26 protein-coding genes are annotated in these 25,903 nt (G+C 68.6%); 13 read left to right on the top strand and 13 right to left on the bottom strand.

Annotated features, from left to right (window positions below):
• The first annotated feature begins 76 nt into the window (after window positions 1–76).
• The 3 genes from ACFYO1_RS36865 (at window position 77) to ACFYO1_RS36855 (ending at window position 2,646) form a co-directional block, all read left to right on the top strand.
• A complete protein-coding gene (locus ACFYO1_RS36865; protein WP_387241962.1) occupies window positions 77–736 on the top strand; it encodes a DJ-1/PfpI family protein in 660 nt (219 codons plus the stop codon).
• 83 nt (window positions 737–819) lie between these two features.
• Window positions 820–1,827, top strand: coding sequence for an adenylate/guanylate cyclase domain-containing protein (locus ACFYO1_RS36860; protein ID WP_387241959.1), 1,008 nt, complete (start codon window positions 820–822; stop codon window positions 1,825–1,827).
• 51 nt (window positions 1,828–1,878) lie between these two features.
• Window positions 1,879–2,646, top strand: coding sequence for an RluA family pseudouridine synthase (locus ACFYO1_RS36855; RefSeq protein ID WP_387243126.1), 768 nt, complete (start codon window positions 1,879–1,881; stop codon window positions 2,644–2,646).
• 1 nt (window position 2,647) lies between these two features.
• Here the strand turns inward: ACFYO1_RS36855 and ACFYO1_RS36850 are convergent, their stop codons facing one another.
• Window positions 2,648–3,292, bottom strand: coding sequence for a TIGR03086 family metal-binding protein (locus ACFYO1_RS36850; RefSeq protein WP_387241957.1), 645 nt, complete (start codon window positions 3,290–3,292; stop codon window positions 2,648–2,650).
• A 90-nt stretch (window positions 3,293–3,382) separates the two neighbouring features.
• Between ACFYO1_RS36850 and ACFYO1_RS36845 the strand changes: the two genes are divergently transcribed.
• The 3 genes from ACFYO1_RS36845 (at window position 3,383) to ACFYO1_RS36835 (ending at window position 5,506) form a co-directional block, all read left to right on the top strand.
• The gene (locus ACFYO1_RS36845) at window positions 3,383–3,820 is read left to right on the top strand and encodes a MarR family winged helix-turn-helix transcriptional regulator (RefSeq protein ID WP_387241954.1); all 438 of its coding nucleotides are present in this window, start codon (window positions 3,383–3,385) and stop codon (window positions 3,818–3,820) included.
• A gap of 152 nt (window positions 3,821–3,972) precedes the next feature.
• Window positions 3,973–4,752 (top strand): metallophosphoesterase, encoded by a 780-nt coding sequence (locus ACFYO1_RS36840; RefSeq protein ID WP_387241951.1) that lies wholly within the window; start codon window positions 3,973–3,975, stop codon window positions 4,750–4,752.
• A 76-nt stretch (window positions 4,753–4,828) separates the two neighbouring features.
• Window positions 4,829–5,506, top strand: a complete 678-nt coding sequence (locus ACFYO1_RS36835; RefSeq protein WP_387241948.1) for a phosphodiesterase — start codon at window positions 4,829–4,831, stop codon at window positions 5,504–5,506.
• Window positions 5,507–5,515: 9 nt separating this feature from the next.
• On the opposite strand, the gene ACFYO1_RS36830 is transcribed toward ACFYO1_RS36835, so the two are convergent.
• Window positions 5,516–6,574, bottom strand: coding sequence for an AraC family transcriptional regulator (locus tag ACFYO1_RS36830; RefSeq protein ID WP_387241945.1), 1,059 nt, complete (start codon window positions 6,572–6,574; stop codon window positions 5,516–5,518).
• A 121-nt stretch (window positions 6,575–6,695) separates the two neighbouring features.
• Here ACFYO1_RS36830 and ACFYO1_RS36825 point away from each other — a divergent pair, with 121 nt between their 5' ends.
• From ACFYO1_RS36825 to ACFYO1_RS36805, 5 genes are all read left to right on the top strand, one after another.
• Complete coding sequence (locus ACFYO1_RS36825; RefSeq protein WP_387241942.1) at window positions 6,696–8,162, top strand: flavin-containing monooxygenase; 1,467 nt, start codon at window positions 6,696–6,698, stop codon at window positions 8,160–8,162.
• A 36-nt stretch (window positions 8,163–8,198) separates the two neighbouring features.
• Window positions 8,199–10,322, top strand: coding sequence for an ATP-binding cassette domain-containing protein (locus ACFYO1_RS36820; RefSeq protein ID WP_387241939.1), 2,124 nt, complete (start codon window positions 8,199–8,201; stop codon window positions 10,320–10,322).
• Window positions 10,319–11,059: an energy-coupling factor transporter transmembrane component T family protein gene (locus tag ACFYO1_RS36815; RefSeq protein WP_387241936.1), complete on the top strand. Its 741-nt coding sequence runs from the start codon at window positions 10,319–10,321 to the stop codon at window positions 11,057–11,059. The genes ACFYO1_RS36820 and ACFYO1_RS36815 overlap by 4 nt, the downstream gene beginning before the upstream one ends.
• Before the next feature lie 47 nt (window positions 11,060–11,106).
• Window positions 11,107–11,781: a hypothetical protein gene (locus tag ACFYO1_RS36810; RefSeq protein ID WP_387241933.1), complete on the top strand. Its 675-nt coding sequence runs from the start codon at window positions 11,107–11,109 to the stop codon at window positions 11,779–11,781.
• Between the two features lie 219 nt (window positions 11,782–12,000).
• Window positions 12,001–12,657 (top strand): ammonium transporter, encoded by a 657-nt coding sequence (locus ACFYO1_RS36805; RefSeq protein ID WP_387241930.1) that lies wholly within the window; start codon window positions 12,001–12,003, stop codon window positions 12,655–12,657.
• Between the two features lie 69 nt (window positions 12,658–12,726).
• Here ACFYO1_RS36805 and ACFYO1_RS36800 read toward each other — a convergent pair whose 3' ends face one another.
• From ACFYO1_RS36800 to ACFYO1_RS36775, 6 genes are all read right to left on the bottom strand, one after another.
• On the bottom strand, window positions 12,727–14,028 hold the full coding sequence (locus ACFYO1_RS36800; protein WP_387241927.1) for a lipase family protein: 1,302 nt from the start codon (window positions 14,026–14,028) through the stop codon (window positions 12,727–12,729).
• Window positions 14,029–14,769: 741 nt separating this feature from the next.
• Complete coding sequence (locus tag ACFYO1_RS36795) at window positions 14,770–14,949, bottom strand: antitoxin (protein ID WP_387241924.1); 180 nt, start codon at window positions 14,947–14,949, stop codon at window positions 14,770–14,772.
• 75 nt (window positions 14,950–15,024) lie between these two features.
• Window positions 15,025–17,337, bottom strand: coding sequence for an ATP-dependent DNA ligase (locus ACFYO1_RS36790; RefSeq protein WP_387241921.1), 2,313 nt, complete (start codon window positions 17,335–17,337; stop codon window positions 15,025–15,027).
• Window positions 17,338–17,389: 52 nt separating this feature from the next.
• Window positions 17,390–17,680, bottom strand: coding sequence for an antitoxin (locus tag ACFYO1_RS36785; RefSeq protein WP_378722560.1), 291 nt, complete (start codon window positions 17,678–17,680; stop codon window positions 17,390–17,392).
• A gap of 39 nt (window positions 17,681–17,719) precedes the next feature.
• Window positions 17,720–18,862 carry an MBL fold metallo-hydrolase gene (locus ACFYO1_RS36780; RefSeq protein ID WP_387241918.1) on the bottom strand — a complete coding sequence of 381 codons (1,143 nt, stop codon included), beginning with the start codon at window positions 18,860–18,862 and terminating at the stop codon, window positions 17,720–17,722.
• Window positions 18,862–19,590 carry an enoyl-CoA hydratase gene (locus ACFYO1_RS36775; protein ID WP_387241915.1) on the bottom strand — a complete coding sequence of 243 codons (729 nt, stop codon included), beginning with the start codon at window positions 19,588–19,590 and terminating at the stop codon, window positions 18,862–18,864. The genes ACFYO1_RS36780 and ACFYO1_RS36775 overlap by 1 nt, the downstream gene beginning before the upstream one ends.
• Window positions 19,591–19,680: 90 nt before the next feature.
• Between ACFYO1_RS36775 and ACFYO1_RS36770 the strand changes: the two genes are divergently transcribed.
• Entirely contained in the window at window positions 19,681–20,784 is a 1,104-nt protein-coding gene (locus tag ACFYO1_RS36770) for an NAD(P)-binding domain-containing protein (RefSeq protein WP_387241912.1), read from the top strand.
• Here ACFYO1_RS36770 and ACFYO1_RS36765 read toward each other — a convergent pair.
• Window positions 20,781–21,635, bottom strand: coding sequence for an aldo/keto reductase (locus ACFYO1_RS36765; RefSeq protein WP_387241909.1), 855 nt, complete (start codon window positions 21,633–21,635; stop codon window positions 20,781–20,783). The genes ACFYO1_RS36770 and ACFYO1_RS36765 overlap by 4 nt on opposite strands.
• A 145-nt stretch (window positions 21,636–21,780) precedes the next feature.
• A complete protein-coding gene (locus ACFYO1_RS36760) occupies window positions 21,781–22,392 on the bottom strand; it encodes a TetR/AcrR family transcriptional regulator (RefSeq protein ID WP_387241906.1) in 612 nt (203 codons plus the stop codon).
• An 80-nt stretch (window positions 22,393–22,472) separates the two neighbouring features.
• Between ACFYO1_RS36760 and ACFYO1_RS36755 the strand changes: the two genes are divergently transcribed.
• Window positions 22,473–23,432, top strand: coding sequence for a hypothetical protein (locus tag ACFYO1_RS36755; RefSeq protein ID WP_387241903.1), 960 nt, complete (start codon window positions 22,473–22,475; stop codon window positions 23,430–23,432).
• Here ACFYO1_RS36755 and ACFYO1_RS36750 read toward each other — a convergent pair.
• From ACFYO1_RS36750 to ACFYO1_RS36740, 3 genes are all read right to left on the bottom strand, one after another.
• Window positions 23,429–24,934 (bottom strand): carboxyl transferase domain-containing protein, encoded by a 1,506-nt coding sequence (locus tag ACFYO1_RS36750; RefSeq protein ID WP_387241900.1) that lies wholly within the window; start codon window positions 24,932–24,934, stop codon window positions 23,429–23,431. The two genes, ACFYO1_RS36755 and ACFYO1_RS36750, sit on opposite strands and share 4 nt — an antisense overlap.
• A gap of 11 nt (window positions 24,935–24,945) precedes the next feature.
• Window positions 24,946–25,440 (bottom strand): ATP/GTP-binding protein, encoded by a 495-nt coding sequence (locus tag ACFYO1_RS36745; protein ID WP_228541077.1) that lies wholly within the window; start codon window positions 25,438–25,440, stop codon window positions 24,946–24,948.
• Window positions 25,441–25,528: 88 nt separating this feature from the next.
• Window positions 25,529–25,903: a DUF742 domain-containing protein gene (locus ACFYO1_RS36740; protein ID WP_040731099.1), complete on the bottom strand. Its 375-nt coding sequence runs from the start codon at window positions 25,901–25,903 to the stop codon at window positions 25,529–25,531.

The following is a 25,903-nucleotide window of genomic DNA, read 5'->3' as shown; positions in this document are numbered from 1 at the left end:
GCTGACGATCGAGCTACTTCTCGACCGCCCGCACGGCACTTAGCGTCGTAATCACCTGAGGCAGAAGGAGATTTCGATGCTCGCACAATTCGTGCTGTTCGATGGATTCGACCCGATGGACGTGATCGCACCGTTCGAGATACTCGGCGCGGGCGGCACGGTCACCGGCGGCCTGCTGGACGTCGAACTGGTGTCCGCCGAGGGCGCGCGCGAGGTGCCCAGCGGCGTGCCGCCGATCTCGTTGCGGGCCACCGGAAAGCTGGCACCGCAACGCGCGGACCTGGTCATCGTGCCCGGCGGGATGGGCCGGATGCCGGCGGACGCGGACGACCACGCCGACGACTCCGTCCTGACCGTGCTCACCCGCGCCCTCGACACCGAACTGCCCGCCCTGCTGAAGGAAGCCGCCGATCGTCCGGGATCGACCGTCGTCGGCGTCTGCGGCGGCTCGCTCTTGCTCGGCTTCGCCGGTCTGCTCACCGGCCGGCCCGCGACCACACATCCCCTGGGCCTGGAAGCGCTCGCCCGGACGGGCGCGACGGTAGTTCCCGCCCGCGTCGTCGACGACGGCGACCTGATCTGCGGCGCCGGCGCCACCTCCGGGCTCGACGTCGGCCTGTACCTGCTGGAACGCGAGCTCGGCCCGCGCGTCGCGCATGCGGTCGAACAGTTGATCTCCTACGAACGCCGCGGGACGGTCTGGCAGAACACGGGTTCCGCACCGCTTCCCGTCTGATCCGTTTCCGTAGTCGCTGTGAGGTCACCCAATGGTGGCGGTGTTTGCGGCGGGTTATCGGCGCGGGGTCGTAAGGTACGGGCATGGTGCCCACCGAGAAGTCCGAGTTGGTGCAGTCGATCGTCGAGTCGTATCTGCTGGACGGGAATCGGCAGTACAGCCGCACCGACGTGGCCGGGCAGGCGGGAACCACGACGGCGCTGACCAAGCGGTTGTGGACAGCGCTGGGCTTTCCGGCGGGGTTGGACGACGACGCGGTCGACTACACCGATGCCGACATCGCGGCGCTGCGGAACTTCCGCGATCTGAGCATTCTGTCCTCGGCCGATGCCAGGCAGCAGGCGGCGACCGCGCGCACCCTCGGCCAGGGCATGGCGCGGCTGGCGGAATGGCAGGTCGATCTGGTGCTCGCGGAGATCGGGGCGCGCATCGCGGCGGCGGATCCGGACGCCGACCCCGAGCAGACCATTCGCGCCGCCACCGAGGGCACCATCGCGACGCTCGAACAGCTCAACACCTACGCCTGGCGCAGGCACCTGGCCGCCGCGCTGTCGCGATCGCTCGATCCGGGCACCTCCGCCGGCGAAACCCTGCGCGACCTGGCCGTCGGCTTCGCGGACATGGTCGGCTACACGCGGCTGACCAGGCACCTGCACCCCGATGAGCTCTCGCTGCTGCTGGAGTCGTTCGAATCCACCACCACGGCGGCGATCACCGAGAACGGCGGCTGGGTGGTGAAGAACGTCGGCGACGAGGTCATGTTCGCCGCGAACAGCGCCGCCAACGCGGCGCGCATCGCGCTGGCCATTCAAGAGTCGACGATGATGGTCGGCGGCACCCCGGAACTGCGCGTCGCGTTCGCGTACGGGCAGGTGCTGCAGCGGTTCGGCGATCTGTACGGGTCGGTGGTGAACATCGCGTCCCGCCTCACCGGCGTCGCCCGGCCCGGCACGGTGCTCATCGATGACGAAGCCGCCACGGCGCTGCAGGGCGAGCCGGAGTTCATCATCAAGAACCTGCGCAGCGTCCGGGTGCGGGGCTTCAACCGGTTGCGCCCGCACACACTGCGCCGCAACGAGAAGAACCAGTGAACCCGAGTTCGGGCCACGCCCCTACCGCGACCTAAGCTCTGGCCAGTGGAAATGGACTGGTCCGAGCTGCGCGCGCGATTCCTCGTCGACGAGGACGAGGCGATCCTCGCCCTGCACAAGCCCGCGGGCATCTCCGTCACCGGCGAACGGCACGACGCCGACCTGGTCGAACTGGCAGCCGCCGCGGGCGAGACGCTCTATCCGGTGCACCGGATCGACAAGGTGACCTCCGGCCTGGTGCTGCTGGCCAAGGAACTCGGCGCACACGGGCAGCTGACCAGGCAGTTCAACAAGCAGACCGCCGAGAAGGCGTACCTGGCGATCGTCGCCTCGGGCGACCTGCCCGACACCGGGGTGATCGACCTGCCGCTCAGCGTGGGCCGCAAGAACCGGGTGCGCATCGCGGCGCCGCGGGAAAGCATTCGCCGCGAAGCGGATCGGTGGTTCGTCGCGGACGCCGACCTGCTCGACACCAAGAACTATCCGTCGCGCACCGACTTCGCCACGGTGCTGCGCCGCGACGACCACGCGGTGCTCGCGCTGCGTCCGATCACCGGCCGCAGGCACCAGATTCGCGTGCAGCTGGCCTGGATCGGCCATCCCATCGTCGGCGATCCGCTGTTCGACCGGTCGGGCGCGCACGAGCGGACCTATCTGCATTCGTGGCGGCTGGGCCTGACGGCGGACTGGCGCACCCCGCCGGAACTCGACCTGGAGGCGCCGCCCGACGCGGAGTTCTGGCGCCCGATCCAGGCCGAGCCGGACGAGGCTGGCGAATTGCTGCGCCGCGCACGCGAATTGCGCCGCGACCTCGGTTAGCTCAGCGCGACCACGCCGGCGAACGGCCGAGCATCGCGATGATCTGATCGAACCGATCCGGCGTGGACCACGGAACCTCCGGACCGAACGCGGCACCGGGCGCCAGCCGGATATCGCCGCCGGGCACCGCCTGCGCCACCGGGAACGCGGCCTCGATCAGCGCGTCGTCGAAGGTCACGCGCAACCCCAAAGTCTGTGCCACGTCCCAGGAATGGACGACGTAGTCGATGAAGTGAAAGCTCACCGCCTGTGCCCCGGAGAACTGGTAGTCGGCACTGAACTCGGCGAGCGGAAACTTCCGGTCCAGCACGTCGGGCGCCGCGAACGCGTCGAGGACATGCTCGGCCGCGGCGCGATAACTCGCCACCGGGTCCGGGCCGAGCGGCCGCGTCTTCCAGTGCACGGGGTCGCCGTCACCACGCGACGCCGCGGCGAATCCGTAGTGCTGGGCGATCATGTGCGTCAGCAGGCCGTGCAGCGTCCAGTCGGCGCACGGGGTCGGCCTGCTCAGGTCCGCGTCGGTGAGCTGCTCGACCAGATCGATGCTGGTCCGCACGGCCTGCGCGTCGAGCGCGACCAGGTCGACGGCGTTCTTCAGTGAGTCGAGGGTGCGCAGTTCCGCGCTGATATCCGGTTCGGTCGCCATCGTCGGCTTCTCTCTGCTCGATGCCCAAATGATAAGTATGAGCATATCGTATGCATCCGCTTATCATCTTTCAAGCAGTATTTTCTACCCATGTCCGAAGCCCCTCGTCCCGATCTCGCCGCCATGATCGCACCGCTCATGCGGACGCTCTTGGCGGTGGAAACACCGGTGCTCGAACGGCATGAGCTGTCGATGTGGGGATACTCCGTGCTGCTCGGCCTGGGTAAGGAGCCGGTGTACACGCAGGCCGCGCTGGCCAAGTCGATCAATGCGGACAAGACCCGGATCATCGGCGTGCTGGACGAATTGCAGCAGAACGGATTGATCCTGCGCGAACCGGATCCGGCGGACCGGCGGGTCAATCTGGTGTCGATCACGCCGGCCGGGCGCAGCCTGCGCGATCGGGTGCAGGCCGCCATCCAGAAGCAGGAAAATCAGCTGCTCGAACAGCTTCCGGCGGCAGATCGGCGAGCATTCGTGCGCTCGTTGCAGACGCTGTCCGCACAGGCCGGCGAGCAGCCCCAGTGAGCGCGCACACAGACCGCCGCACAGGTTTCCGCTGGTGGTGAGGCTCATGGCGACGCGTAACACGCAGGTCAACTAGCCTTAATGCGTGCCGCGCACGGGAGGCGGGCACACTCTGACGCAACGGAGCGATCCCCCAGAGAAAGCGAACGCCGATGATCCTGGTGGCTCAGGTCAGCGACACACATTTCGATCTCGGCGCCCGCAACGCCGAACGGGTCGAACAGGTCATGGCCTTTCTCACCGGTCTGCGCCACAGACCGGACGCGATCCTGGTGACCGGTGACGTCACCGATTCCGGCCAGCACGAGCAATACGCCGAGGCCAGACTCGCGTTCGACATCGACATTCCGGTGTACGCCATCCCGGGCAACCACGACGATCGGGCCGCGTTCCGCAGCACGCTGCTCGGCGCGGCCGCCTCCACCGCGCCGATCAATCACGCACACCGGATCGGGGATCTGACCGTCGCACTGCTGGATTCGAGCATTCCCGGCGAGCCGAGCGGGCGCCTGGCCGATGAGACCTACACCTGGCTGCACGACGTCCTCGCGACCGCGCCGGCCGACAAACCGATCCTGCTCGCGCTGCATCACCCGCCCGCGTACCTGTTCAGCCCGGTGGTCGACGAGATCTCGCTGGAAGAGCCAGAGAAGTTCGCCGAGGTGGTGGCCGGCGACAAACGCATCGTCGCGGTGCTCACCGGTCACGCGCATTCCGCGGCGACAACCACATTCGCCGGACGCCCGCTGCTGGTCGCGCCGAGCACCGCGTCGGTGCTCGGCGGAGTCTGGGAACTCGACCTGCCCGACCACGTGATGGACTACGCGCCCGATCCTGCCGTCGCGCTGCACATGATCGATGAAAAACACAGCCTGACAACGCATTTCCGCAGCGTTCCGATGGGCGGCTGGCTGGGCGTAGCGCCGAGCTGACCGCGCGGTTCGTTTAGCCGGCCCGGGTCCGGGCAGTCGAGGGAGAGACAGTTTCCCCCGACGGGAAGGAACTCCGATGACCGATCTCGCCGCCTCCGTAGTGCGCACCACCTTCGCGGCCGGGGCAAACCTGCGCCACGCCAGGGTTTTCCATCCCGACGGACTGGACCTGGCCGGTCGGCTGCACGCGGAACCCGAGTTCGAGCACCTGTTCGGCGAGGGCGAACGCGCCGTCATCGCCCGCCTGTCGAAAGGCGCGGGCATACCGGGTGGCCTGCCCGATGTGCTCGGCTTCGCGTTCCGGGTGCTCGATCGGCACAACGAGCCATGGGATTTCGCGCTGGCGACCACCGGTCGCGGAGCGCTGGGCCGGTTCCTGATCACGCCGGCGCGCAGCTGGGTCCGCGCGGGCTACGGCAGCCTGATGCCCTATCGAGTGGGAAAGACCACGCCCGTATGGTTCTTCGCCGAGCCCGACACCGGACAGCCCGCCACCGCGTCGCTGGCCGCGCTGACCGAACACCTGGCGGAGCACCCGATCTCGTTCGAGTTGCAGGCGCGTGGCCTCACCGGACCGCCGGAGCGCCTGGCCACGCTGACGCTGCGGCCCGCGGAACCGGCCGAACACCGCACGGACTTCTTCGATCCCATGCTCAACCATCCGGACGGGGTGGAACTGCTGCCGAGAATCGTCGGCAAGGTGCGCGAATTCGCTTACGCGGGAAGCCGGAACGGGCGCGGCGAGGTCGAATAACGGCGCCGGTCAGCGGCGCACGGCTCGTTCCCGCCGGTAGGCGGCCGGGGTCGCGCCGGTCCAGCGCTTGAACGCGTAGATGAAGGTCGAGGATTCCGCGTAACCGAGGCGGATTGCCACGTCACTCACCGAAAGCGGTGTGGCGGACAGCATTTCTTCGGCCAGGGCCCGGCGCACCTCGTCGAGCAGCGCGCGGTAACTGGTACCCGCCGCGTCGAGATGACGGCGCAGGGTGCGCGTGCTCATATTGAGATTACTTGCGACGGAATCGATTCCGGGCGGACCGGAGAATCCCTCGGTGCCGCCGGGGACCAGCAGTTCACGCACCTCCGCGGCGATGCCGGTGCGGGCGCGACGACGATGCACCAGCTCCCGGCACTGCGCCAGGCACATGGCCCAGGTCTGCTGATTCGCCTGCGGCAGTGGCTGGTCCAGCACGGCGGGATCGATCGCGAACAGGTTGCGCGGCTGCCCGAACCGGGGACGCACCACCGTGACCGCTTCGATCCGGTCGGCGTAGTCCGGTTCCGGGAACCGGAATTCGGCCCTGGCCAGCGGCAGGTGCCGGCCGAGCAGATCACTCATCACCTGGTGCATGGCGGTGACGTCGCGCTCGACCAGGAACTGCCGCACGTCGGCCGGGATCAGCTCGTCGTGCACCCAGGCGATGAACTCCCCCTCCCGCCATTCGGCGACCGGCAGGCTGAAGGTGAAGCTCAATTCCAGATACCGCAGCGCGAACGAGATGGCCTCGCCGAGGGTCGGGCTGCTCACACAGGCGAAGCCGAAGATACCGAAGGTGGTGATCCGGTAGCGGCGGCCGATCTCCACCCCCAGTGCGGGCCGGTCGCCGAGTTCACCGACCAGGTTGCGCACCACGGTCAGCTCGATGTGCGCGTCGATCTGGGCGTCCGGGTCGCGCAGCACCGGCTCGGACAACCCGGTTCCGGCCAGCATTCGCCCGGTGGGCACGCCGTATTCGCCCGCGTAGCCGACCATCAGTGCCACGCTGGCTATCCCGCGCGGAAAGTTCCAGTCGCGGATTCCCGGATCCTGCACCCGCTCCACACCGCTCAGTATGCGGCCTCACGCATTCGGGCCTCGTCAGCGCTCTTTGGCCGAATTTCTCTATTGGTTGTCCAGAAGCCCCCTACAGTGGAATTATCTTCGGTCCTGTGAGGAGCGTCACATGACAACAGGCAACCGGCCCTCGGTGCTCATCATCGGCGCGGGCTTCGGCGGCATCGGCATGGCGATCGAACTGCGCCGCAACGGTTTCCACGACCTCACCGTCCTGGAGCGGGCCGCCGACCTCGGCGGGGTGTGGCGGGAGAACACCTATCCCGGCGCCGCCTGCGACGTCCCGTCCCCGCTGTACTCCTTCTCGTTCGAGCCGAAACCGGACTGGCCGCAGCGCTACTCCGGCCGCGAAGCCATCCACGCCTATCTGCGCGGGGTCGCGGAGCGAAACGGCGTGCTGGACGCGATCGAGTTCGGCACCGACGTGACCGCTGCCGAATTCGACGACGCGTCCGGGCGCTGGACGGTCCGCACCGCGGACGGTACGGCCCGCACCGCGGACATCGTGATCTCCGCGGTCGGCCAGCTGTCGCGCCCGGCGCTGCCGAATCTCCCCGGACTCGGCACCTTCGCGGGCCCGGCGTTCCATTCCGCCGAGTGGGACCACGGGGTCGAACTGGCCGGCAAGCGGGTCGCGTGTATCGGCACCGGCGCCAGCGCCATCCAGTACATCCCGGAGATCCAGCCGAAGGTCGCGCACCTCACCCTGTTCCAGCGCACCCCGGCCTGGGTGATCCCCAAATTCGACACCGACTACTCCCCGATTCAGCACAAACTGTTCGCCCGGCTCCCCGGCGCGCTGCTGGCCGAGCGCTTCGGCTGGTGGGCGATCGCCGATGTCGTCTCGCTGGGCCTGGTCGAATTCCCGGCCATCGCGCGACTGGTGGCCCGAATCGCCGACCGCCATCTGCGCAAACAGGTGACCGATCCGCAGCTGCGGGCCGTGCTCACCCCCGACTACCCGATCGGCTGCAAGCGGGCGCTGTTCTCCAACGACTACTACCCCGCGTTGACCCAGCCGAACGTCCACGTGGAGACCGCCACGATCACCGAGGTTGTGCCCGAGGGCGTGCGCACCGCCGACGGCACGGTGCATCAGGCGGACGTGATCATCTACGGCACCGGCTTCAAGGGCACCGAATTCCTCTGGCCGATGGACATTTACGGTCGTGCGGGGCACAAGCTGTCCGACGCCTGGGCGGACGGCGCGCACGCCTATTACGGAATCGCGGTGCCGGACTTCCCCAATCTGTTCCTGGTCTACGGACCGAACACCAATCTCAGCGCGGGCTCGATCATCTACATGATCGAATCCCAGACCCGCTACATCCGCCAGGCCATCGAGTTGCTGGGGCGCAGACCGGGACACACCCTCGAGGTCCGTGCGGACCAGGAGCAACGGTTCAACACGGCGCTGCAACAACGCCTCGATCGCACCCCGTGGAACTTCTGCTCCAGCTGGTACCGCAATGCCGCGGGGCGCATCACCAACAACTGGCCGGGGTCGCAAACCAGTTACCGCCGGCGCATCCGCAAGCTCGACCCGGAGGCCTACACGCTCACCCCGGTCGCATGACGGCGCGCCGAACGCACACACTGGCAGACTTGTGCCGTGACTGGACGCCCGATAGCTGACGGAACGGCCGAACGCGGGCCGCTACGACCGATCGAGCTGGCCGTCGGGGCGGTGCTCGGCGGGGCCACCGTCGGATTGGTGACGGTCGGCACGGTGGTCCCGTTCGCGGCCGCGCTGAACCTGGTCGCCGCGGTGCCCATGGGGTTGATCGCGCAGCGGTTCCGGCTGCGCGCGCTGATCACCGCGGCCGTCGCCGCGACCGTGGTCACCTTCGTCGCGACCGGACTGGTCGCCACCACCGGGCTAATGGCGACGGCGACCATCGCGGGCATCATCGGCACGACCAAGCGGCGCGGCGCCGGATTGGCCTCGGTGCTCGGCCTGTCGGCCGTCGCCGGTCTGATCTGGGCCGGCTTCGCGGTCGGCCTGCTGCAACTGTTCTCCGCGGGGCGGAATCTGCTGTTCGACACGCTGCGCAACACCTCGCGCGGCATCCAGGATCTCGCCGCCCGCGAGCAGCAGCTCGAGCCGCTCGGGCGCGCGGCCGCCGATCTCACCGATTCCGTACTGCGCTGGTGGTGGGCCTGGGTCGGCGGCGGGGTCGCCTCGGGCATGATCGCGACCGCCCTGTTCTCCTGGTTCGTGCTCGGCTCGGTGCTCGACCGGCTGACCTGGCTGCCCGGCCAGGATCGCCTGGACGCGCCGGCCGACGATCGCCCGATCGCGCCGCTGCCGGTGACGTTGCGCGGCGCCGCCTTCCGCTATCCGGGCGCGACGCGCGACGCGCTGAGCGGCATCGACCTGACCGTCGAGGTCGGCGAGTTCGTCGCGGTGGTCGGGCACAACGGCTCCGGGAAGTCGACGCTGACCCGCCTGCTCGCCGGACTGCCGCCGACCGCGGGAACGGTACGGCGGCCCGGCTCCGCGGGGCTCGGGCATCAAGGCGGCACCGCGCTGGTGTTGCAGCGACCGGAGAGCCAGACCCTCGGCGTGCTGGTCGCCGACGACGTGGTGTGGGGCCTGCCGACCGAACTCGCCGCCGAGGTCGACGTCGCGGCCCTGCTGAGCGAGGTCGGCCTGGACGGCATGGGCGACAAGGAAACCGCCACGCTGTCCGGCGGGCAGCAGCAGCGGCTCGCGGTCGCCGCGGCGCTCGCGCGCAAGCCCGCGCTGCTCATCGCCGACGAGGCGACCTCGATGATCGATCCGGACGGTCGGCGCGAACTCGTCGAACTGCTTGCGGCGCTGCCGAAACGGCATTCGATGGCGGTCGTGCTGGTGACCCACCACGAGGCCGACGCCGCCGCGGCAGGTCGAGTGGTGCATCTGGCGCAGGGACGCGCGGTCGAGCGCTTGCCCGCCTGGCCGCGGCCCGCGCGCGACGTGCGGCGCAGGCCGATGGGCGACACGATCCTCGAGCTGCGCGACGTCCAGTACACCTACAACCGTGGAACTCCGTGGGAGGCAGCGGCGCTGCACTCGGTGGACCTGACGGTGCGCCGTGGCGAGGCGCTGCTGATCGTCGGCGGCAACGGGTCGGGCAAATCCACACTCGCCTGGCTCATGGCCGGCCTGATCGAACCCAGTTCCGGCCGTTGCGAACTCGCGGGCAAGGCGGTCACCAAACAGATCGGCCGCGTCGAGCTGGCGTTCCAGCACTCCCGGCTGCAACTACAGAAGCAGACGGTCGGCGCGGAGATCGCGGACTGGGGCGGGCGAGCCACCGGATCCGGCGCGGTCGGACGGGCGCTGGACGCGGTCGGCCTGGATCGGACGCTCGCCGCGCGGTCCATCGAGGAACTCAGCGGCGGACAGGCCAAACGGGTGGTGCTCGCCGCGATCGTCGCCTGCCATCCCCAGGTGGTCGTGCTCGACGAACCGCTGGCCGGGCTCGACCCGGAGGGACGCGCGGACATCGTGGAACTGCTTGCGCGGCTGCGCGATTCCGGGTTGACGCTGATCGTCATCTCGCACGACGTGGAGGACATGTCCGCGGTGGTCGACCGGACCGTGCACCTGCGCTCCGGCCGGCTGCTCGCGGCCGACTCGGTGACCGCCGCCACCGAGGACGCGGCGCACAAGTCCGAGGCCCGGCCCGCCGCCCCGGTGCGGCCGCCGGGCGACGCCGCGTGGCGGCTCGAACATGGAGGCCGGTCATGAGTGTGGTGCTGTTTCGCCGGGTCCCGGTGACGAGCCCGGTGCACAACCTGTGGGCAGGCACCAAGATGATCAGCGCGTTCCTGATCAGCTTCCTGCTGATGTTCCTGCCGACCTGGCCGGTGCTCGGCGTGATGATCGTTTTCCTGATCTTCATCGGGGTGCTCGCCCGGCTGCCGCTCGGCACGCTTCCCCGGCTGCCCTGGTGGTTCTGGGGACTGCTCGTGCTGGGCGCACTGCTCAACGCGCCGGTCGGCACCCAGGCCGTGGTGCGGTACGCGCAGACGGTGGTGTTCGCGCTGATCATGGTCGCCGCGTCGTTCCTGGTCGCGTGGACCACACCGATGAGCGACATCGCGCCCGCGCTGGCCAAGCTCGGCGCGCCCTTGCGCAGACTCCGGGTGCCGGTGGACGAATGGGCCGTCGTGGTCGCGCTGACGCTACGCGGCCTGCCGCTGCTGATGGAGGAGATCCGGGTGCTGCGCGCGGCCCGCAAACTCCGGCCCAAGGACAACCTGCTCTACCTGGCCACCGAGAACCCGCTCATCGACATTCTGACCGCCGCGATGGCCGTATCCACCCGGCGCGCAGGCGAACTCGGCGAGGCGATCACCGCGCGCGGCGGCACCGGCGAGCTCGCCGCCTATCCCAGCTCGCCCGGTCGCGCCGATACCATCGCGCTGGCCATCGTCGTTGTGGTGTGCGCGGGCAGCGCCGCACTGGGTTTCGCGCTGCTGTAGCCGCCTGCCTAACCCGTCGGCCGACCGCCGCGGGCGATACTGACCAGGTGGGCAACGGCGACGAGGTACCGGCGTGGCAGCGGCGGACAGCCGGTGAATCGCGGCTGGCGGCGACCGCCGCGGTCATCGCGATCATCGCGTTGCAAGTAGTGTTGCCGGATCGATTCTTACCCGAGCCTGAATGGTTGCTGCCCGGGCTGGAGGGCGTGCTTCTGGTGGTCGTACTGGTCGCGAATCCGGTGCGGATCGACCGCGAGGAGAAGTGGTTCCGCTGGCTGGGACTGACCCTGGTCGGGCTGCTCGGAGTCGCGACCGCGTATTCGGCGGATCGATTGGTGGCCGGACTCATCGACGGCACGCTGAGCGACGACCCGGCCCGGCTACTCGGGTCCGGCGGTGCGGTCTGGCTGACCAACGTGGTGGTGTTCGGCCTGGGCTACTGGGAGTTCGATCGAGGCGGTCCGGCGGCGCGGGCGCATGCCCGAAAGCCCTTGCCGGACTTCATGTTCGTCCAGATGCAGAGCCCCGAGCTGGCCGACCCGGACTGGGAGCCGCAGTTCATGGACTACCTGTATCTGTCGTTCACCAACGCCACTGCCTTCAGCCCAACCGACGTGATGCCGATGTCGCGCTGGGCCAAGGCGATGATGATGACGCAGTCGGCGATCTCACTGATCCTGGCCGCCCTGGTCATCGCCCGCGCGATCAACGTCCTGCACTGACGAACACGAATAGCCAACCGCTATAACCGGATTCACGGTTTCGGAAAGGGACACAAGCCCCCTATTTCTTGGGCTGAACCCCGGCGCGGGCGGTAGAGTTATCTGCGGAGTAGCTGTTGTTTGAATCACATCGCTGCCGCGCACCACAGTGGGGGAAGGGATTCGACGTTGCGCGGCGTTCTCCGCTGCTCGAAACCTGATGAAGAATGGAACACCCGAATGATTCTCCGCACAATCACCGCGGCCGCCGTGCCCCTGGTCGCCGCCGTCGCGGTGGGCGCAGGCACGGTCCATGCCCAGCCTGCCGTCGCGCAGGCGCCCGAGATCGGCTATGAGGCGAAGCTGGTGGGGGACAAGATCATCACCACGCTGACCGGTGGTTCGTTCGAAGTGGCCGGCGCCGTCGTCGACCTGAAAGACGAGGCCGGGCACACGGTGGTCACCCTGCCGCTGGCGTTCCGGCAGGACGGGCTGGAGTTCCCGCTACCGCACGCCGTGCGGGACGCGGGCCGGGTGCTCGAACTAACCGTGGTCAAGGACGTCGCGCAGGCGCGTCCGGTCCCGGCGACCGAGATCGCCTCGCCGTTCGAGAACCAGCGCGCGCAGGACGCGTTCCTGTCCCAGTTCGGCATCGCCACCGCGGTCGGCGGGTTCATCGGCACCGTGATCGGCGCGCTGGTCGGGCTGACCGGCATCCTCGGCGGCCCGACCGTGATCGCCAGCGTGCTGGCGGGCGCGGCGGTCGGCGGGATCATCGGCACCATCGTGGCCGGCGGTCCGACGCTGATCGTCGCGGGCATCGACCTGCTCAGCACGCTCGCCGCGCCGCCGGGCACGACCAAGTGGATGGACGAGACCGGACGCGCCAAGAACTGACGCACGACCGAAGCGGCCCGCACCGAATCATCGGTGCGGGCCGCGTCGTTGTTTGCCCGGTCTGCTGCGCTACCGCTCGTGACAACCGGGGGCGGCCGGCGCCCCCGCCACCCGATCGGCGAGATAGGACATCGCCCCGAACGATTCGATGACGGCGGTCGGGTTGTGACCGGGCACCACCGAATGCACCGAGGTGATGGCCGCGCCCTGGCCGCAGTACCGGCCGAGCAGGTCGGTGAAGCCGGCCACGGGGACCACGTCGTCGCTGGTGCTGTGGTACAGGTACATCGGGATGCCCGGCGCCGGTGTGCCGAGTTCATGCGGATCGGTTGCGGCGCGGAAACCCGGGTGCGACAACAGGTTCGGGACCGAGGCGAAGTCGTCGACGCGGGCGTTGACGTACTTCGTCACCAGATCCGGGCCGCAGGCGGCGCTGTCGGCGGCGATCATCGCCCGGCCGCGATCGTTGAGCAGATCCGTGATTCCCGCGCCGGGGTTGTCCCTGGCGGCGGCGATGACGATCAACATGGCCAGGCCGGCCTGCATGGTGCCGTCCACATGCTGGGCGATGGCGGGCCAGTTCGACGGGACACCGCCGGCGGCGATGCCCGCGATGTGCACGTCCGGCGCGTACTGCGGCTGCATCTGCGCGGCCCACAGGGTGGCGAAGGCGCCCCCCGAATAACCCCACGCGGCAATCGGAGTCGCCGGGCCGAGGCCGGCGGCGGGCAGGTCGCGGGCGGCGCGGATGCCGTCCAGCACGCCGCGGCCGGAATTGACGCCGTCCAGGAATCGGGACCGGGGGCCTTCGTGATCGCTGGTCACCACGGCCCAGCCGCGGCGCAGCGCGTCGGCCATGAACGGGGTGTCGATCAACGCCTGCGCGCCGCCGGGGTCGCCGCCGCCGCGCAGCGCGTACGAGGGCGCGCAGCGGGAGCCGAGACTATCCTCGGCGACCTGATACGACAGCAGCGGACGCGGGCCGGGTCCGAGCCACGGCACCATCGGCACCATGACGGTGGCCACGTCGGCGATCGCCGCGCCGCTCGCGTCGGAGCTGCGGTATTTGACCTGCCAGGTCGAAACCGGAAGCGGTAGACCGAACAACGCGGTCTGCCGGGATTCCACGATCGCGCCCTCGGGGTAGGCGGCGAGGTCGGCGGGTGCGGCGTAGAACGGATCGGCGTCGGGTGCGGGCACTTGCGCTTGCGCGGCCGGCGCGGTGATCAGCGTCGAGGCCACGAGCGCCGCCGCCGCGACCGCCGAGGATCCGGCTCTGGCCAGCACCGCGCCGAGGCGCCGGACCGGTGCTGCGGGTGGTGCACTGCCGAGGAGCGATGTCCCCCTACCGATTCCATGCGGAGTCGCCATGGCAGGCAACCTACCTTGCCGGTGCCCGAACCCGTCAGCACTCGCTCGACGTTTCGCCGACACGCCGAATTCTTTGCCGGAACGACACATTCGCCCGACAGCCGCCGATAGCGCGGACTTGTCGTCTCCGCCCGCTCCGTGGATGCTGCGCATGGAGCCCTCCCCTGTCCGGCGAGGCGCGACGGAGCGCACCGACGCGACTCTGCGCCCACCAACTCCGGCCTCGGGCCATCGACAGTACGGACCACCCACCCCCTCCAGCAACGGTCAACCACGGTCACCCCCACCGCCGCAATGTCCGCCCCAGACTCAGCCAAAGCGCCCCCGCCCCAACCGCCCGCCGAGCCACTTTCACAGAGCGTGCATACGGTTCACAGGGCATCTAGCCGTTGTGAACCGTATGCACGGTCTGTTGCACGGTCTGTGAACCCCCCAAACCGCACCAGGTCACCCCACGAAAGCTCCCGAAACGGGACCACAGCCAGATGACCACCCCTGAAACTAGACGGCACGCACCTGACCGATAACTACAGCCGGGTACGGCAGACGACGCGCCCACACTATCCAGGGAAAACCTGGGAACAGCTTCACCTTTTCGAAACTGTTCCGGCCCAGGGAAACTGGGAGAAATCGAGTCGAGTCATATGGTCGCTAGCTGATCTTGAACAGCGACCATATGACTCGACTCGATGACGACCAACGACCATTTGACTCGACTCGATGAGCGGCCGCTGCCGGCGGTCAGCCCTGGTTGCGGAGGGCCTTCTTGGCGGCTTCCTGGGCGGAGTCGACCTGACTGGCGAACTTGCCGTCGGTCTTCTGGTCGACGAGGTCGCCGGCCTTGTCGATGACGGTCTCCACCTTGTCCGCGTTCTGCTGGGCCAGATCGAGCGCCTTGTTCGCCAGGTTCTTGAAGTCCACCGTGTACTCCTCGTCCGAGATGGGTCCCGCCGCGGATCACTGTAATCGGCGACGGCGAACGTCCGCCCTCGGCGATCAGTCCGAGGCACCCAACCACGCCGGATGCCACAGGCGGCCCGTCTCGGTCCAGTTCATGAAGCGCACCCGGCCATGGATTTTCGGTGTCACCCAGACGGCTTCCTTGCGTTCCTCGGCGGTCAGCTCGTTGTCGAACGGGCTGGTCTTGCGTTCGGCCGGGCCGAGGCGCTTGGCCAGTTCCCGCATATCGGTGTCGTTGAATCCGGTGCCGACGCGTCCGACGTAGATCAGCCTGCCCTCGTACGGGATGCCGACGAGCAGTGACTTGAAGTTGCGGGCGTCGCTGCGCCGCCAGCCGCCGATCACCACCTCCTGGGTGCGCCAGTTGCGCTGCTTCACCCACGAATGACCGCGCTTGCCGGGCAGATACACCGAATCCTTGCGCTTGGCGACCACCCCCTCCATGCCCTGGTCCTGACTGTAGCGCACCGCGTCGGCGCCGGAACCGTCCAGGCGGGGCGGCACGATCATCGAGGGCGCGGTCCCGGCGAGCGCCTCCAGCACCCGGCGCCGATCCGAATACCGTTTGCGGACAAGCGAAGTGTCGTCCAGATAGAGCACGTCGAAGGCGACGAACACCGCGCGCGCCGCATCCGCCTGCAACAGGCCGAGATTCGCGACACCGTGGTCGTCGAACACCACCGCCTCGCCATCCAATACGACGCTGTGCCCGGCCAATTCGTCGGCCAGCGCGGCGATCCCCGGATACCTGGCGGTCACCACATTGCCCACCCGGCTACGTAAAGTCAGCGTGCCGGAGTCTATTTCGGCGATCAGCCGGAAGCCGTCCCACTTCGTCTCGAAGGACCACTCGTCGGCGTCCTTATCGGTGACGTCGCCGGGGGTGGCGAGCATGGGCGAGAGTCCGCGCGGGAACGCCGCCGGACCGCTCGGCACCCGGATGATCCGGCCGGACGGCGTATCCGGTTCCGTCCCGGGCAGTTTCGCGCTGTCACCGTGCTGTTCGCGCATCAGATGCATCAGCCACTGGTTGCCGTTGGTCTGGATCAGCGCGTAACGCCCGTTGAGCCGCTCGCCGTGGAATTCGACGATCACCTCGTCGTCGCGCCACTTCTCGGTCTCGTAGGTGCCCGAATCCCAGATGGTCATCTCCCCCGCGCCGTACTCCCCCTTCGGGATGGCGCCGTGGAAATCCAGGTACTCGAGCGGATGGTCCTCGGTGTGCACGGCGAGCCGGTTCTGGTTCGAGCTGGTCGGCGGGCCTTTCGGCACGGCCCAGGAGACCAGCACGCCGCCGCGTTCGAGCCGCACGTCCCAATGCAGCCGTCGCGCATGGTGTTCCTGCACGACGTAGCGGTTGCCCGCGCTCGGCGCGGGCCGATCGGCGGGCACCGGCTCGGGTGTGCGGGCCGGGTCGCGCATCGATCGGTACTTCGCCAGCGCGTCGGCGCCGGATTCCGCCGAGGCGGTATTGCCCTTCGGCAGCGGCGGATCGAGCTCGGCGAGCAGGTCGCCCTCGTCGCGCCAGCGGGCGAGCACCTCGTCGAAACGCAACTGCCGCAGCTTCTTCCGGCGCTCGATCTCTTTCCAGGTGCGCGGTGCGGCCGCATTGGGTTGTTCGCGCCCGCGCAGCGAGTAGGGCGCGATGGTGGTCTTGGACGGATTGTTCTGGCTCCAGTCCAGGAAGACCTTGCCGCTGCGCACCGATTTCGCCATCGTCGCGGTCACCAGGTCGGGATGCAGCTTCTCCAAGTTGGTCGCGACCTGCTTGGCCACCGTGGACGCGCCGCCCGAACTCAGCTCCCGATCCAGCGGGACGTATATGTGAATTCCCTTGCTACCGCTGGTCACCGGGAACGCGTGCAGCCCGATCCCCTCGACCATCTCGCGCACCGCGAGCGCGACCCGCGCGCACTCGGCCAGCCCGGTGCCGGGCCCCGGATCGAGATCGAACACCAGCCTGGTCGCCGGGCCGACCGCGTCGCCGTCGAAGCGCCATTGCTGCACATGGATTTCCAGCGCCGCCTGCTGCCCGAGCCAGGCCAGCCCGGCCTCGGAGTCGATCACCGGATAGGTGACCTTGCGATCGGAATGCTGGATGGTGTGCCGTTCGATCCAGGACGGCGCGTGCGCGGGCAGGTTCTTCTCGAAGAAGGACGGCTCGTCGACCCCGTTGGGCCAGCGCTTCCTGGTGACCGGCCGCCCGGCGATGTGCGGGAGCATGGCCGGCGCGATCGCCGAATAGTAGGCGATGACTTCGCCTTTGGTGGTGCCGGTGGCCGGATACAGCACCTTGTCGAGGTTGCTGAGTTCAACCTCGATGCCACCGAACTTCCGGCGGGATGCCATGGAATCGAGTTTAGAGGCGGGGACCGACAGAAAGCCGGATCCCCGCCGCCCGTCAGACCTGCGGGCCCGAGCTGTCCATGCCCGGCGCGTCCGGGGTGTCCGGCGTGGTGCCCGGCGCGCCCGCACCGCCCGGCTGACCCGGCGCACCCGGCTGATCCTCCGGCGGGACCACCTTCTTGGCGGCCTCCTTGCCCTTGGCGATCTTGTCCGAGTACTTGCCCTGGGTCTTCTGATCGATGAAGTCGCCGCCCTTGTCGATGGCGTCGTTGATCTTGTCGGCGTTCTTGGCCGCCGCGTCCTTGCCCTTGCCGACGAGGCCCTTCAGAGTATCCGCGAAGCTCATAGCATTCGTTCCTTCCTCTAGCCCACTAGCAGGATGTCGTCAACCCACATCTTCCCACCACGAATCACGCGGTGCGGTGCTGCCTGGCTCGACCCGCTGGCCGGGCATCGGAATCGCGATCGCCGTGCCGGCCGCCTCGGCGGCGGTCACCATGCGCCGCACCGGCTCCGACCAACCGTGGAAGGCGAGATTGAAGGTGGCCCAGTGGATCGGCACCAGCAGGCCGTACCCGGCGTCGCCGGTGCACAGGTCGGCGTGCGCGCGCACCGCCTCCTCCGGGTTCATGTGCACGTCGCGCCACCGCTCGTCGTAGGCGCCGATGGGCAGCAGGGTCAGGTCGAACGGGCCAAGGGCCGCACCGGCTTCGGCGAACGCCTTGGTGTAGCCGGTGTCACCGCCGAAGTACGCCCGCTTGGTCGGCCCGACGATCGACCACGACGCCCACAGCGTGGTGTTGCGGACCAGGCCGCGCCCGGAGAAGTGCCGCGCCTCGGTACAGGTGAGCACCAGATCCGAGCCCGCGCGCGCCCGGCCCAGCGCGGACAGGGAAACCGAACCGCCCCAATCCAATTCGATGATCCGGCGCTCCGGCACACCCCAGTGCCGCAGGTGCGCGCCGATGCCGACCGGGACCAGGAACGGCGCGGTCTGGCGCAGCACCAGCTCGCGGACCGTGTCCTTGTCCAGGTGGTCGTAGTGGTCGTGCGAGATGATCACCGCGTCCAGCGCGGGCAGCTCGGCCAGCGGCGTCGGCACCGGATGCATCCGGCTCGGGCCGACCAGCGCGGACGGCGAAACCCGTTCGCTCCACACCGGATCGGTGAGCACCCGGTAGCCGTCGATCTCGATCAGCGCGGTGGCGTGGCCGTACCAGGTGATGGCCAGGTCGGCGGCGGTCTCCGGCAGCTGCGGGGTCTGCAGCGGGATGACCCCGGTCGGGCGGCCCGCGTTGCGCTTGGTGAACGCCGAAACCAGCAGCGACGGTGCGGATCCCGCGGCCAGCTGGCTGCTCGGCTCGGTGTTGTGGAACTGGCGGTTGCGGTAGGTCGCCGCCCCGGCCGCGTACGGCTGGATGGCATTGATCGAGGCGCCCATCGCGGACGGGATGCCCCATGCCGCGCGAACCACCCAGGTCAGGCCCAGTGCGCCGGCCGCGGCCGCGGCGATGCTGCGAATGTTCATCAGCGCCCCAGGAATTTCGCGGCGCGCTTCTCTTGCCTGGCCAGCCGGCCCTCCTGCGCGTCCGCGCTGGTCCAGGCTGCCTCAAGCGCGGCGCGCTGCTGCGCGTTGTCCGGCTCGCGGGTGCCGTCGTCGTTGAGCTCCAGCTTCATGTGCCGCAGCGACAGCGGCGCGAGCTGGGCGATCTGCTTGGCCCAGGACTGGGCGTCGGCCAGCGAGCCGAGGCGGTTGGCGAAGCCGAAGTTGTAGGCGTCGGCCGCCGTCACCTGATCCGCGCCGAGCAGGATGGTCCGGGCCGGGCCGCCGCCGATCAGTGACACCAGCCTGCGCACCGTCCACCGGTCCACCGAGATGCCGAGCTTGGCCGCGGGCACCGCGATGTAGGCGTCCGGCGCGATGACCCGCAGATCCGAGGCGAGGGCCACCTGCACGCCCGCGCCGAGGGCGCCGCCGTTGATCGCCGAGATCACCGGCACCGGAACCGACTCGATGGTGTGCAGCATGTCCTGGAGTCCCTCGAGGAACTCCACGGAGTAGACGCCGGACAGATCCGCGCCCGCGCTGAAGATCGGGCCGCGCCCGGTTATCACGATTACCCGCGCGTCATCGGCGACGGCGGCAAGGACGGCTTCGCGCAGCAGCGTGATGAGTTCGAGGTTCAGCGCGTTGCGCCGCTCCTCACGCTGAAGTTCGATGGTCACCACGTCACCGTCTCGGCTTACTCCGAGCATGCGACCTCCCCAACTGAACGATCCGTCTAGTTACCTTCACTGTGCCACAGCCGACGGCGTAGACCGCTGAAGCGGATACGATCGGCGGCTGTGCCGACAGACTTCGACCTCCTGGTGATCGGCGCTGGTCAGGCCGGGCTGTCAGCTGGCTATCACCTTCAGCGCCTCGGGCTGCGCCCCGAACAGGACTTTCTCATCGTGGACCATGCGCCCGGTCCGGGCGGCGCCTGGCAGTTCCGCTGGCCCTCGCTCACCCTGACCACGGTCAATCGGGTGCACGACCTTCCGGGCATGTCGTTCGCCGAGACCTTGCCGCCCGGCTCGGAGTCCGCGCCCGCGGCGACCGCGGTGCCGCACTATTACGAGCTCTACGAGAAGCACTTCGATCTGCGCGTCCGCCGGCAGGTCTCGGTGAAGGTGGTCTGCGACCGGGCCGAGGACGGTAGCCCGGCCGAGCACGGACCGATCCTCAACGCGGAGACCGATCCGGCGGGCACGATCCGGGTTCGCGGCCTGATCAACGGGACCGGGACCTGGGAACATCCGTTCATCCCGCGCTATCGCGGCGCGGAGACCTTCGCCGGACGGCAGTTGCACACCCACGACTACCGCACCGCGGCGGAGTTCGCCGGCAAGCACGTGGTGGTGGTCGGCGGCGGCATCTCGGCGGTCCAGTTGCTCGACGAGATCTCCCAGGTCACCTCGACCACCTGGGTGACCCGCACCGAACCGATCTTCCGCGACGCGTCGTTCGGTCCCGAAGACGGGCGAGCCGCGGTCGCCAAGGTGGAAGACCGGGTACGCCGCGGGCTGCCGCCCGGCTCGGTGGTCTCGGTGACCGGCCTGCGGCTCGACGACCGCCTCCGGGCCGCCCAGCGGCGCGGCGCGCTGCACCGCCTGCCCATGTTCGATCACATCGAACCGGACGGCGTGCGCTGGGCCGACGGCACCTTCCAGCCCGCCCAGGTCATCCTGTGGGCCACCGGATTCCGCAGCGCCCTGGACCATTTGGCCCCACTACGACTACGCGGCCCCGGCGGCGGCATCACCATGACCGGCCGCCTCGCCACCCAGGTAGCCGCAGACCCCCGCATCCACCTGATCGGCTACGGCCCCTCCGCGAGCACCATCGGCGCAAACCGCGCAGGCCGCGCGGCAGCCGTCGAACTGACCAGATACCTGGGGCTGGGTTAGTCCAGGCCGGCGGTCATTGTGTCGGGGTGGGGGCCTACGCGGGTGTCGGTGTCGAGGGCGTTGATGGCGTCCATTTGGTCGCGAGAGAGTTCGAAGGCGAAGACGTCGAGGTTTTCGGCGATTCGGGAGGGGGTTACGGATTTGGGGATGACGATGTTGCCGAGCTGGAGGTGCCAGCGGATGATCACCTGGGCGGGGGTGCGGCCGACGGCGGCGGCGATCGAGGTGATGGTCTGATCGTCGAGCAGGGTGCCCTGGCCGAGGGGGCTCCACGCCTCGGTGGCGATGGCGTGGCTCGCGTGGAAGTCGCGCAATTCGCGCTGGGCAAGTCGCGGATGTAGCTCGATCTGGTTCACCACGGGGGTTTCGCCGGTCTCCCCGATGAGCCGCTCCAGGTGCGCGGTGGTGAAGTTGGACACGCCGATCGACTTGATCAGGCCCTGTGATTTCAGTGCCTGGAAAGCGCGGAACGTGTCGAGGTACTTGTCGGCCTGCGCCACGGGCCAGTGGATGAGATACAGGTCGACGTAGTCCAAGCCGAGTTTCTTCAGGCTCGTGTCAAACGCGCGCAACGTCGAGTCGAAGCCCTGGTCAGCGTTCCACAGCTTGGTCGTGACATAGACCTCGTCGCGCGGCAGGCCGAACTCACGGATCGCGCGCCCGGTTCCTTCTTCGTTGCCATAGACTGCCGCAGTGTCGATGCTGCGGTAGCCCGCCTCCAACGCGGCGGTGACGACCTGGGTCACCTCGTCGTCGGGCACCTGGAAGACGCCGAAGCCCAGCTGCGGGATCACGTTGCCGTCGTTCAGGATGATCGAGGGTATGGCGGAGGTCTCGCTTCTGAAGGTCACCCTGCGACGGTAGAAGTGTGGCGGCGAGCCGTCAACGCTGCCCCTTGGCGTGTTGTGCCCCGGTTTACCGCCCGACCTGCGCTTTCTCGCCGGCCAACAGTGACGGTCATGACTCGGTAAGGCGCGCTACGGGATTCGATAAGCGTCACTGAACATCGAGGTCGGCCAGCGACTCGAAGATGCCGGCGGCTTTGCGGATATCGCGGCGCACCGCCTCCGGGGCGTCCCCCGACTGCAACCGATGCCGGATCTCCGCGTGCAGCGCGCGATCGACGCCGGCGAGTGCGGCCGCCAGCAGCCGTGGCGTCGCATCCCGTTTGCCCGCGCCGATCGACTCCGTGATCGCCTCGGCGAGCGCGGTTTCGGTCTGTTCCCCGAGCAGGCGCAGCCTGGCCTGAAGCGCCGGGCTCGCGTCCACCAGCCGCCAGAACGTGGTGGCGTGGGCGGACAGACCCAAAGTCGGCTCGTTGCGCCGTAGTTCGTCCAGAAACAGGCGCTTGATCGCCGCCGCGGGCGACTCGCCGTCGGCGCGTCGGCGCACCGCTCCCGCGAGCCGGTCGATCACCTCAGCTTGCCGGTCGAAGAAGAGATCTTCCTTGGTCGGGAAGTAGTTGAAGACGGTGTTGACCGAGACCCGGGCGGCGTCCGCCACCTCGGCGACGGTGACCCGGTCGAAGCCGTGCGCGACGAACAGCCCCATCGCTGCGTCGGCGATGGCCAGGCGGGTCGCTCGCTTCTTTTCCTCGCGCAGCGCCATAGTCCTCCTCGGTGATCCGTCAAATCATAGCGTGACACCAATTTTGGTGTGACACCAAATATCGATGCTACGGTCGGGCTATGGCTCTTCGATTCGGGATCTACGCGGGCGGCCTCGGCGCCGACGCACACGGCAATCCGACGCCCGGCCCGCCGGAACAGGCCGAGCAGATCGGCGCGGCGCTCGACGCGCTGCATGGCGAACATCCGTTCCTGGCCCGGGGATATCTGCTCTACGGCGAGAGCATCGGCGATATGAGCGAGGCGCCGCCGGACGTGGCGCAGTACGCACGGGGGAACCGGAAGGTCGATCTGGTGGTCTCCTTTCGCGACCGCGGCAGTGACCTGTCGGGATGGCTGGACTACCTCCGGGCCCAGCTGCGGCGATTCGGATCGCGGCTCGCGTCGTTGCAGGTGGCCGAGGAGGCCAACCACGCGGGTCCCGGTGGTGACGGCGAGTTTCCGGCGGTGCGGCAGGCGATCGTCGAGGGGGTGATCGCGGCGAAGGAGGAGGTCGAGCGACTCGGGTTGACGGTGCGGATCGGGTGCAATTCGACGCCGATCTTTGATCCCGCGCAGGAGTTCTGGACCGATCTCGGCCGGCGGGGCGGGCGGGCATTCGTCGATGCGCTCGACTATGTGGGCCTGGACTTCTTCCCGGATGTGTTCCAGCCCGTCGCTGCCGAGCAGCTGGTCGACGCCGCCACCGCGGTGCTGACCGGGTTCCGGCAGCAGAGCCTGGCCGCCGCCGGAATTCCGGAGTCGACACCGATGCACGTCACCGAGACCGGGTGGCCGACCGGGCCGGGCCGATCGTACGCACGACAGGAAGCGGTGCTGGACAGCGTGGTTCGCACGATCGACGCCCTCGCGCCGACGCTCAATATCGACACCTACGAGCATTTCGCGTTGCGCGACGCGAACACCGAGCGCGCGGACATGAACTTCCAATTCGGTTTGCTGCGTTCGGATTACACACCGAAGCCGGCGTTCGCGCGATATCGGGAGCTGATCGCGGAACTCAGCTCGCCGGCGGACTAGCCGTCGGTCCCGGTCGGGAGACCGAGGCGGCGGTAGCGCTGTCGGCGCAGTGCGCGCAGTTCGGCGGCGGGGCGTCGGCGGAGCCGGGCGAGTTCGTCGGCGATGGCGGCCCCCATCCGGCGGGCGAAGTCGACCGGTTCGTCGGCGGCGTCGGGGTATTCGGGGACGATGCGGTCGACCACCCCGTCGGCGAGCAGGTCGGCGGACCGGATGCGCTGGGACCCGGCCAGTTCCGGCGCGTGCTCGGTATCGCGGTAGACGATGGCGCTCGCGCCCTCCGGCGGCAGCGGGGCCAGCCAGCCGTGGGTGGCGGCCAGGACCCGGTCGGCGGGGAGCAGGGCCAGCGCGCCGCCGCCGGTCCCCTGGCCGAGCAGCACCGAGACGGTCGGAGTGGCCAATGTCACCAAATCAGCGATGCAGCGGGCGATCTCGGGGGCCAATCCGCGCTCCTCGGCCTCCTTCGACAGGGCGGCACCGGACGTGTCGATCACCAGCACGAGGGGCAACCGCAACTCTTCGGCAAGCGCCATACTGCGGCGCGCCTCGCGCAATGCGGCGGGCCCCATGGAGTACCCGTCCTGCTGCCCGGATCGGTCGTGTCCGAAGACCACGCAGGGCTGGCCGCGGAAGCGGGCCAGTGCGTGCACCACGGTCCGATCGGCCTCGCCCTGCCCGGTCCCGCTCAGCGGAACCCGTTGTGTCACATGGCGTAACAGATCGCGAATACCGGGCCGGTCCGGCCGGCGGGAGGCCGCGACGGACTCCCACGCCGGGACGGCATCGGGCAGCTCCCGGCCGAGACGTGGAACTTGTTCGCTCGCAGGCGAATCCGGGATTCCACCGAAGACACTCAGCGCACGATGAGCGATACGCCGGAAGATGGACACGGTGACGGCGCCGTCGATAACCCCACGGCGGTAAAGGTTTTCGGCCGTCTGCACGCCCTCGGGAAACGGCTGACCGTACAGCGCCTGATAGACACGCGGCCCCAGGAACCCGATCAGTGCGCCGGGTTCGGCAAAAGTCATGTGCCCCAACGAACCCCACGAGGCGAAGACGCCGCCCATGGTGGGATTGCGCAAGTAGACCAGATAGGGATGGCCGGCAGACTTGTGCGCGGCGACCGCACCGGCGATCTTCACCATCTGCACGAACGCGACGGTGCCCTCTTGCATGCGGGTGCCGCCGGAGGTCGGCGAAGCGACCAGGGGCAGCCCGAGTTCGGTCGCCCGCTCGACCGCGGACACGATCCGTTCCGCCGCGGCGACCCCGATCGAACCCGCCAAAAAGCCGAATTCGCAGGCGATTACAGCGACGCGACGGCCACGCAGCAGTCCCTCGCCGGTGAGCACCGACTCATCGGTGCCCGCCGCGACCGCAGCCTTCTGCAACGCCTCGCGGTATCGCGTGGTCGCGGCCACCTCGATCGGTGGCCGGTCCCAGCTGACATACGAGTCGGTGTCGAGCAGTTGCCCGAGTAGTTCGCGCGCCGAAATCCTCACCGCGCGAGCACTCAGTAGCCCTGCATCACCTTGCGCAGGGCGTACTCGGTGAGCGCGACCAAGGCCTGCTTGGCCGGCTCGCGACGCCGGGCGTCGATGGACAGGATCGGTACGTCCGCCGGGACCGCGAGGGCCTGCCGGATGTCTTCGATCGGGTACCGCGGCGCGTCGTCGAATTCGTTGAGCGCCACCAGGAACGGTAGGCCGCGCGCTTCGAAGTAGTCGACGGCAGCGAAGCTGTCCTCGAGCCTGCGGGTGTCGACCAGTACCACGGCGCCGATGGCGCCGCGGATCAGGTCGTCCCACATGAACCAGAATCGGTACTGGCCCGGCGTACCGAAGAGGTACAGCACCAGATCGTCGGCGAGGCTGATCCGGCCGAAGTCCATCGCCACGGTGGTGGTCGACTTCATCGGGATGCCCGTCAAATTGTCGATTCCGGTACTGGCATTGGTCACCAATGCCTCGGTGCGCAGCGGAACGATCTCCGAGACAGCACCGACCATCGTGGTCTTACCGACACCGAAGCCACCCGCGACCACGATCTTCGCCGACGTTGGCTTGCTGGTACGGGTGTCGACCTGCGCCGTCGAATCAAATACGCCGGAGTCCACTGAGAACCCTTTCGATCAGCTCGCGACGTTCATCGTCGCTGGAATCGTCTTTCAAAGTCGCCGAAACGCGTACATGCCCGGCCTCGATCAGGTCGGCAACCAGCACGCGAGCCACCCCGATGGGGATACCAAGTCGGGCTGCTACCTCAGCGACGGACGGCGATTCTCTGCACAACTCCACGATTGACGTCTCGATGTTGGTCAGTTCGAACTGCCGCTCCAGGGCGACCGGATGCGATGCGACGAGAGCCTCCAACGCCAACTCGACCGCGGGCCTCGTTCGGCCTGCGGTCAACGAGTATGGGCGGACGAGACTGGGCTCGGCGCTCCCCAAGCGGTGATCTTCTATGTCCAT

Source organism: Nocardia sp. NPDC006044 (assembly GCF_042871115.1).
In the GTDB taxonomy this organism is placed as follows: Bacteria; Actinomycetota; Actinomycetes; order Mycobacteriales; family Mycobacteriaceae; genus Nocardia.
The sequence above is the reverse complement of the archived record's forward strand: the minus strand, read 5'-3'. Positions and strand labels throughout refer to the sequence as shown.

What these genes read in the sequence shown, in the direction of transcription:
- ACFYO1_RS36785 (WP_378722560.1), bottom strand. Translation starts at nt 17,680, where the DNA reads ATGAGCTTCGCGGATACTCTGAAGGGCCTCGTCGGCAAGGGCAAGGAC.
- ACFYO1_RS36775 (WP_387241915.1), bottom strand. Translation starts at nt 19,590, where the DNA reads ATGCTCGGAGTAAGCCGAGACGGTGACGTGGTGACCATCGAACTTCAG.
- ACFYO1_RS36860 (WP_387241959.1), top strand. Translation starts at nt 820, where the DNA reads ATGGTGCCCACCGAGAAGTCCGAGTTGGTGCAGTCGATCGTCGAGTCG.
- ACFYO1_RS36790 (WP_387241921.1), bottom strand. Translation starts at nt 17,337, where the DNA reads ATGGCATCCCGCCGGAAGTTCGGTGGCATCGAGGTTGAACTCAGCAAC.
- ACFYO1_RS36855 (WP_387243126.1), top strand. Translation starts at nt 1,879, where the DNA reads ATGGACTGGTCCGAGCTGCGCGCGCGATTCCTCGTCGACGAGGACGAG.
- ACFYO1_RS36850 (WP_387241957.1), bottom strand. Translation starts at nt 3,292, where the DNA reads ATGGCGACCGAACCGGATATCAGCGCGGAACTGCGCACCCTCGACTCA.
- ACFYO1_RS36740 (WP_040731099.1), bottom strand. Translation starts at nt 25,903, where the DNA reads ATGGACATAGAAGATCACCGCTTGGGGAGCGCCGAGCCCAGTCTCGTC.
- ACFYO1_RS36845 (WP_387241954.1), top strand. Translation starts at nt 3,383, where the DNA reads ATGTCCGAAGCCCCTCGTCCCGATCTCGCCGCCATGATCGCACCGCTC.
- ACFYO1_RS36865 (WP_387241962.1), top strand. Translation starts at nt 77, where the DNA reads ATGCTCGCACAATTCGTGCTGTTCGATGGATTCGACCCGATGGACGTG.
- ACFYO1_RS36800 (WP_387241927.1), bottom strand. Translation starts at nt 14,028, where the DNA reads ATGGCGACTCCGCATGGAATCGGTAGGGGGACATCGCTCCTCGGCAGT.
- ACFYO1_RS36835 (WP_387241948.1), top strand. Translation starts at nt 4,829, where the DNA reads ATGACCGATCTCGCCGCCTCCGTAGTGCGCACCACCTTCGCGGCCGGG.
- ACFYO1_RS36825 (WP_387241942.1), top strand. Translation starts at nt 6,696, where the DNA reads ATGACAACAGGCAACCGGCCCTCGGTGCTCATCATCGGCGCGGGCTTC.
- ACFYO1_RS36745 (WP_228541077.1), bottom strand. Translation starts at nt 25,440, where the DNA reads ATGGTCGGTGCTGTCTCGGAGATCGTTCCGCTGCGCACCGAGGCATTG.
- ACFYO1_RS36760 (WP_387241906.1), bottom strand. Translation starts at nt 22,392, where the DNA reads ATGGCGCTGCGCGAGGAAAAGAAGCGAGCGACCCGCCTGGCCATCGCC.
- ACFYO1_RS36840 (WP_387241951.1), top strand. Translation starts at nt 3,973, where the DNA reads ATGATCCTGGTGGCTCAGGTCAGCGACACACATTTCGATCTCGGCGCC.
- ACFYO1_RS36805 (WP_387241930.1), top strand. Translation starts at nt 12,001, where the DNA reads ATGATTCTCCGCACAATCACCGCGGCCGCCGTGCCCCTGGTCGCCGCC.
- ACFYO1_RS36755 (WP_387241903.1), top strand. Translation starts at nt 22,473, where the DNA reads ATGGCTCTTCGATTCGGGATCTACGCGGGCGGCCTCGGCGCCGACGCA.
- ACFYO1_RS36780 (WP_387241918.1), bottom strand. Translation starts at nt 18,862, where the DNA reads ATGAACATTCGCAGCATCGCCGCGGCCGCGGCCGGCGCACTGGGCCTG.
- ACFYO1_RS36815 (WP_387241936.1), top strand. Translation starts at nt 10,319, where the DNA reads ATGAGTGTGGTGCTGTTTCGCCGGGTCCCGGTGACGAGCCCGGTGCAC.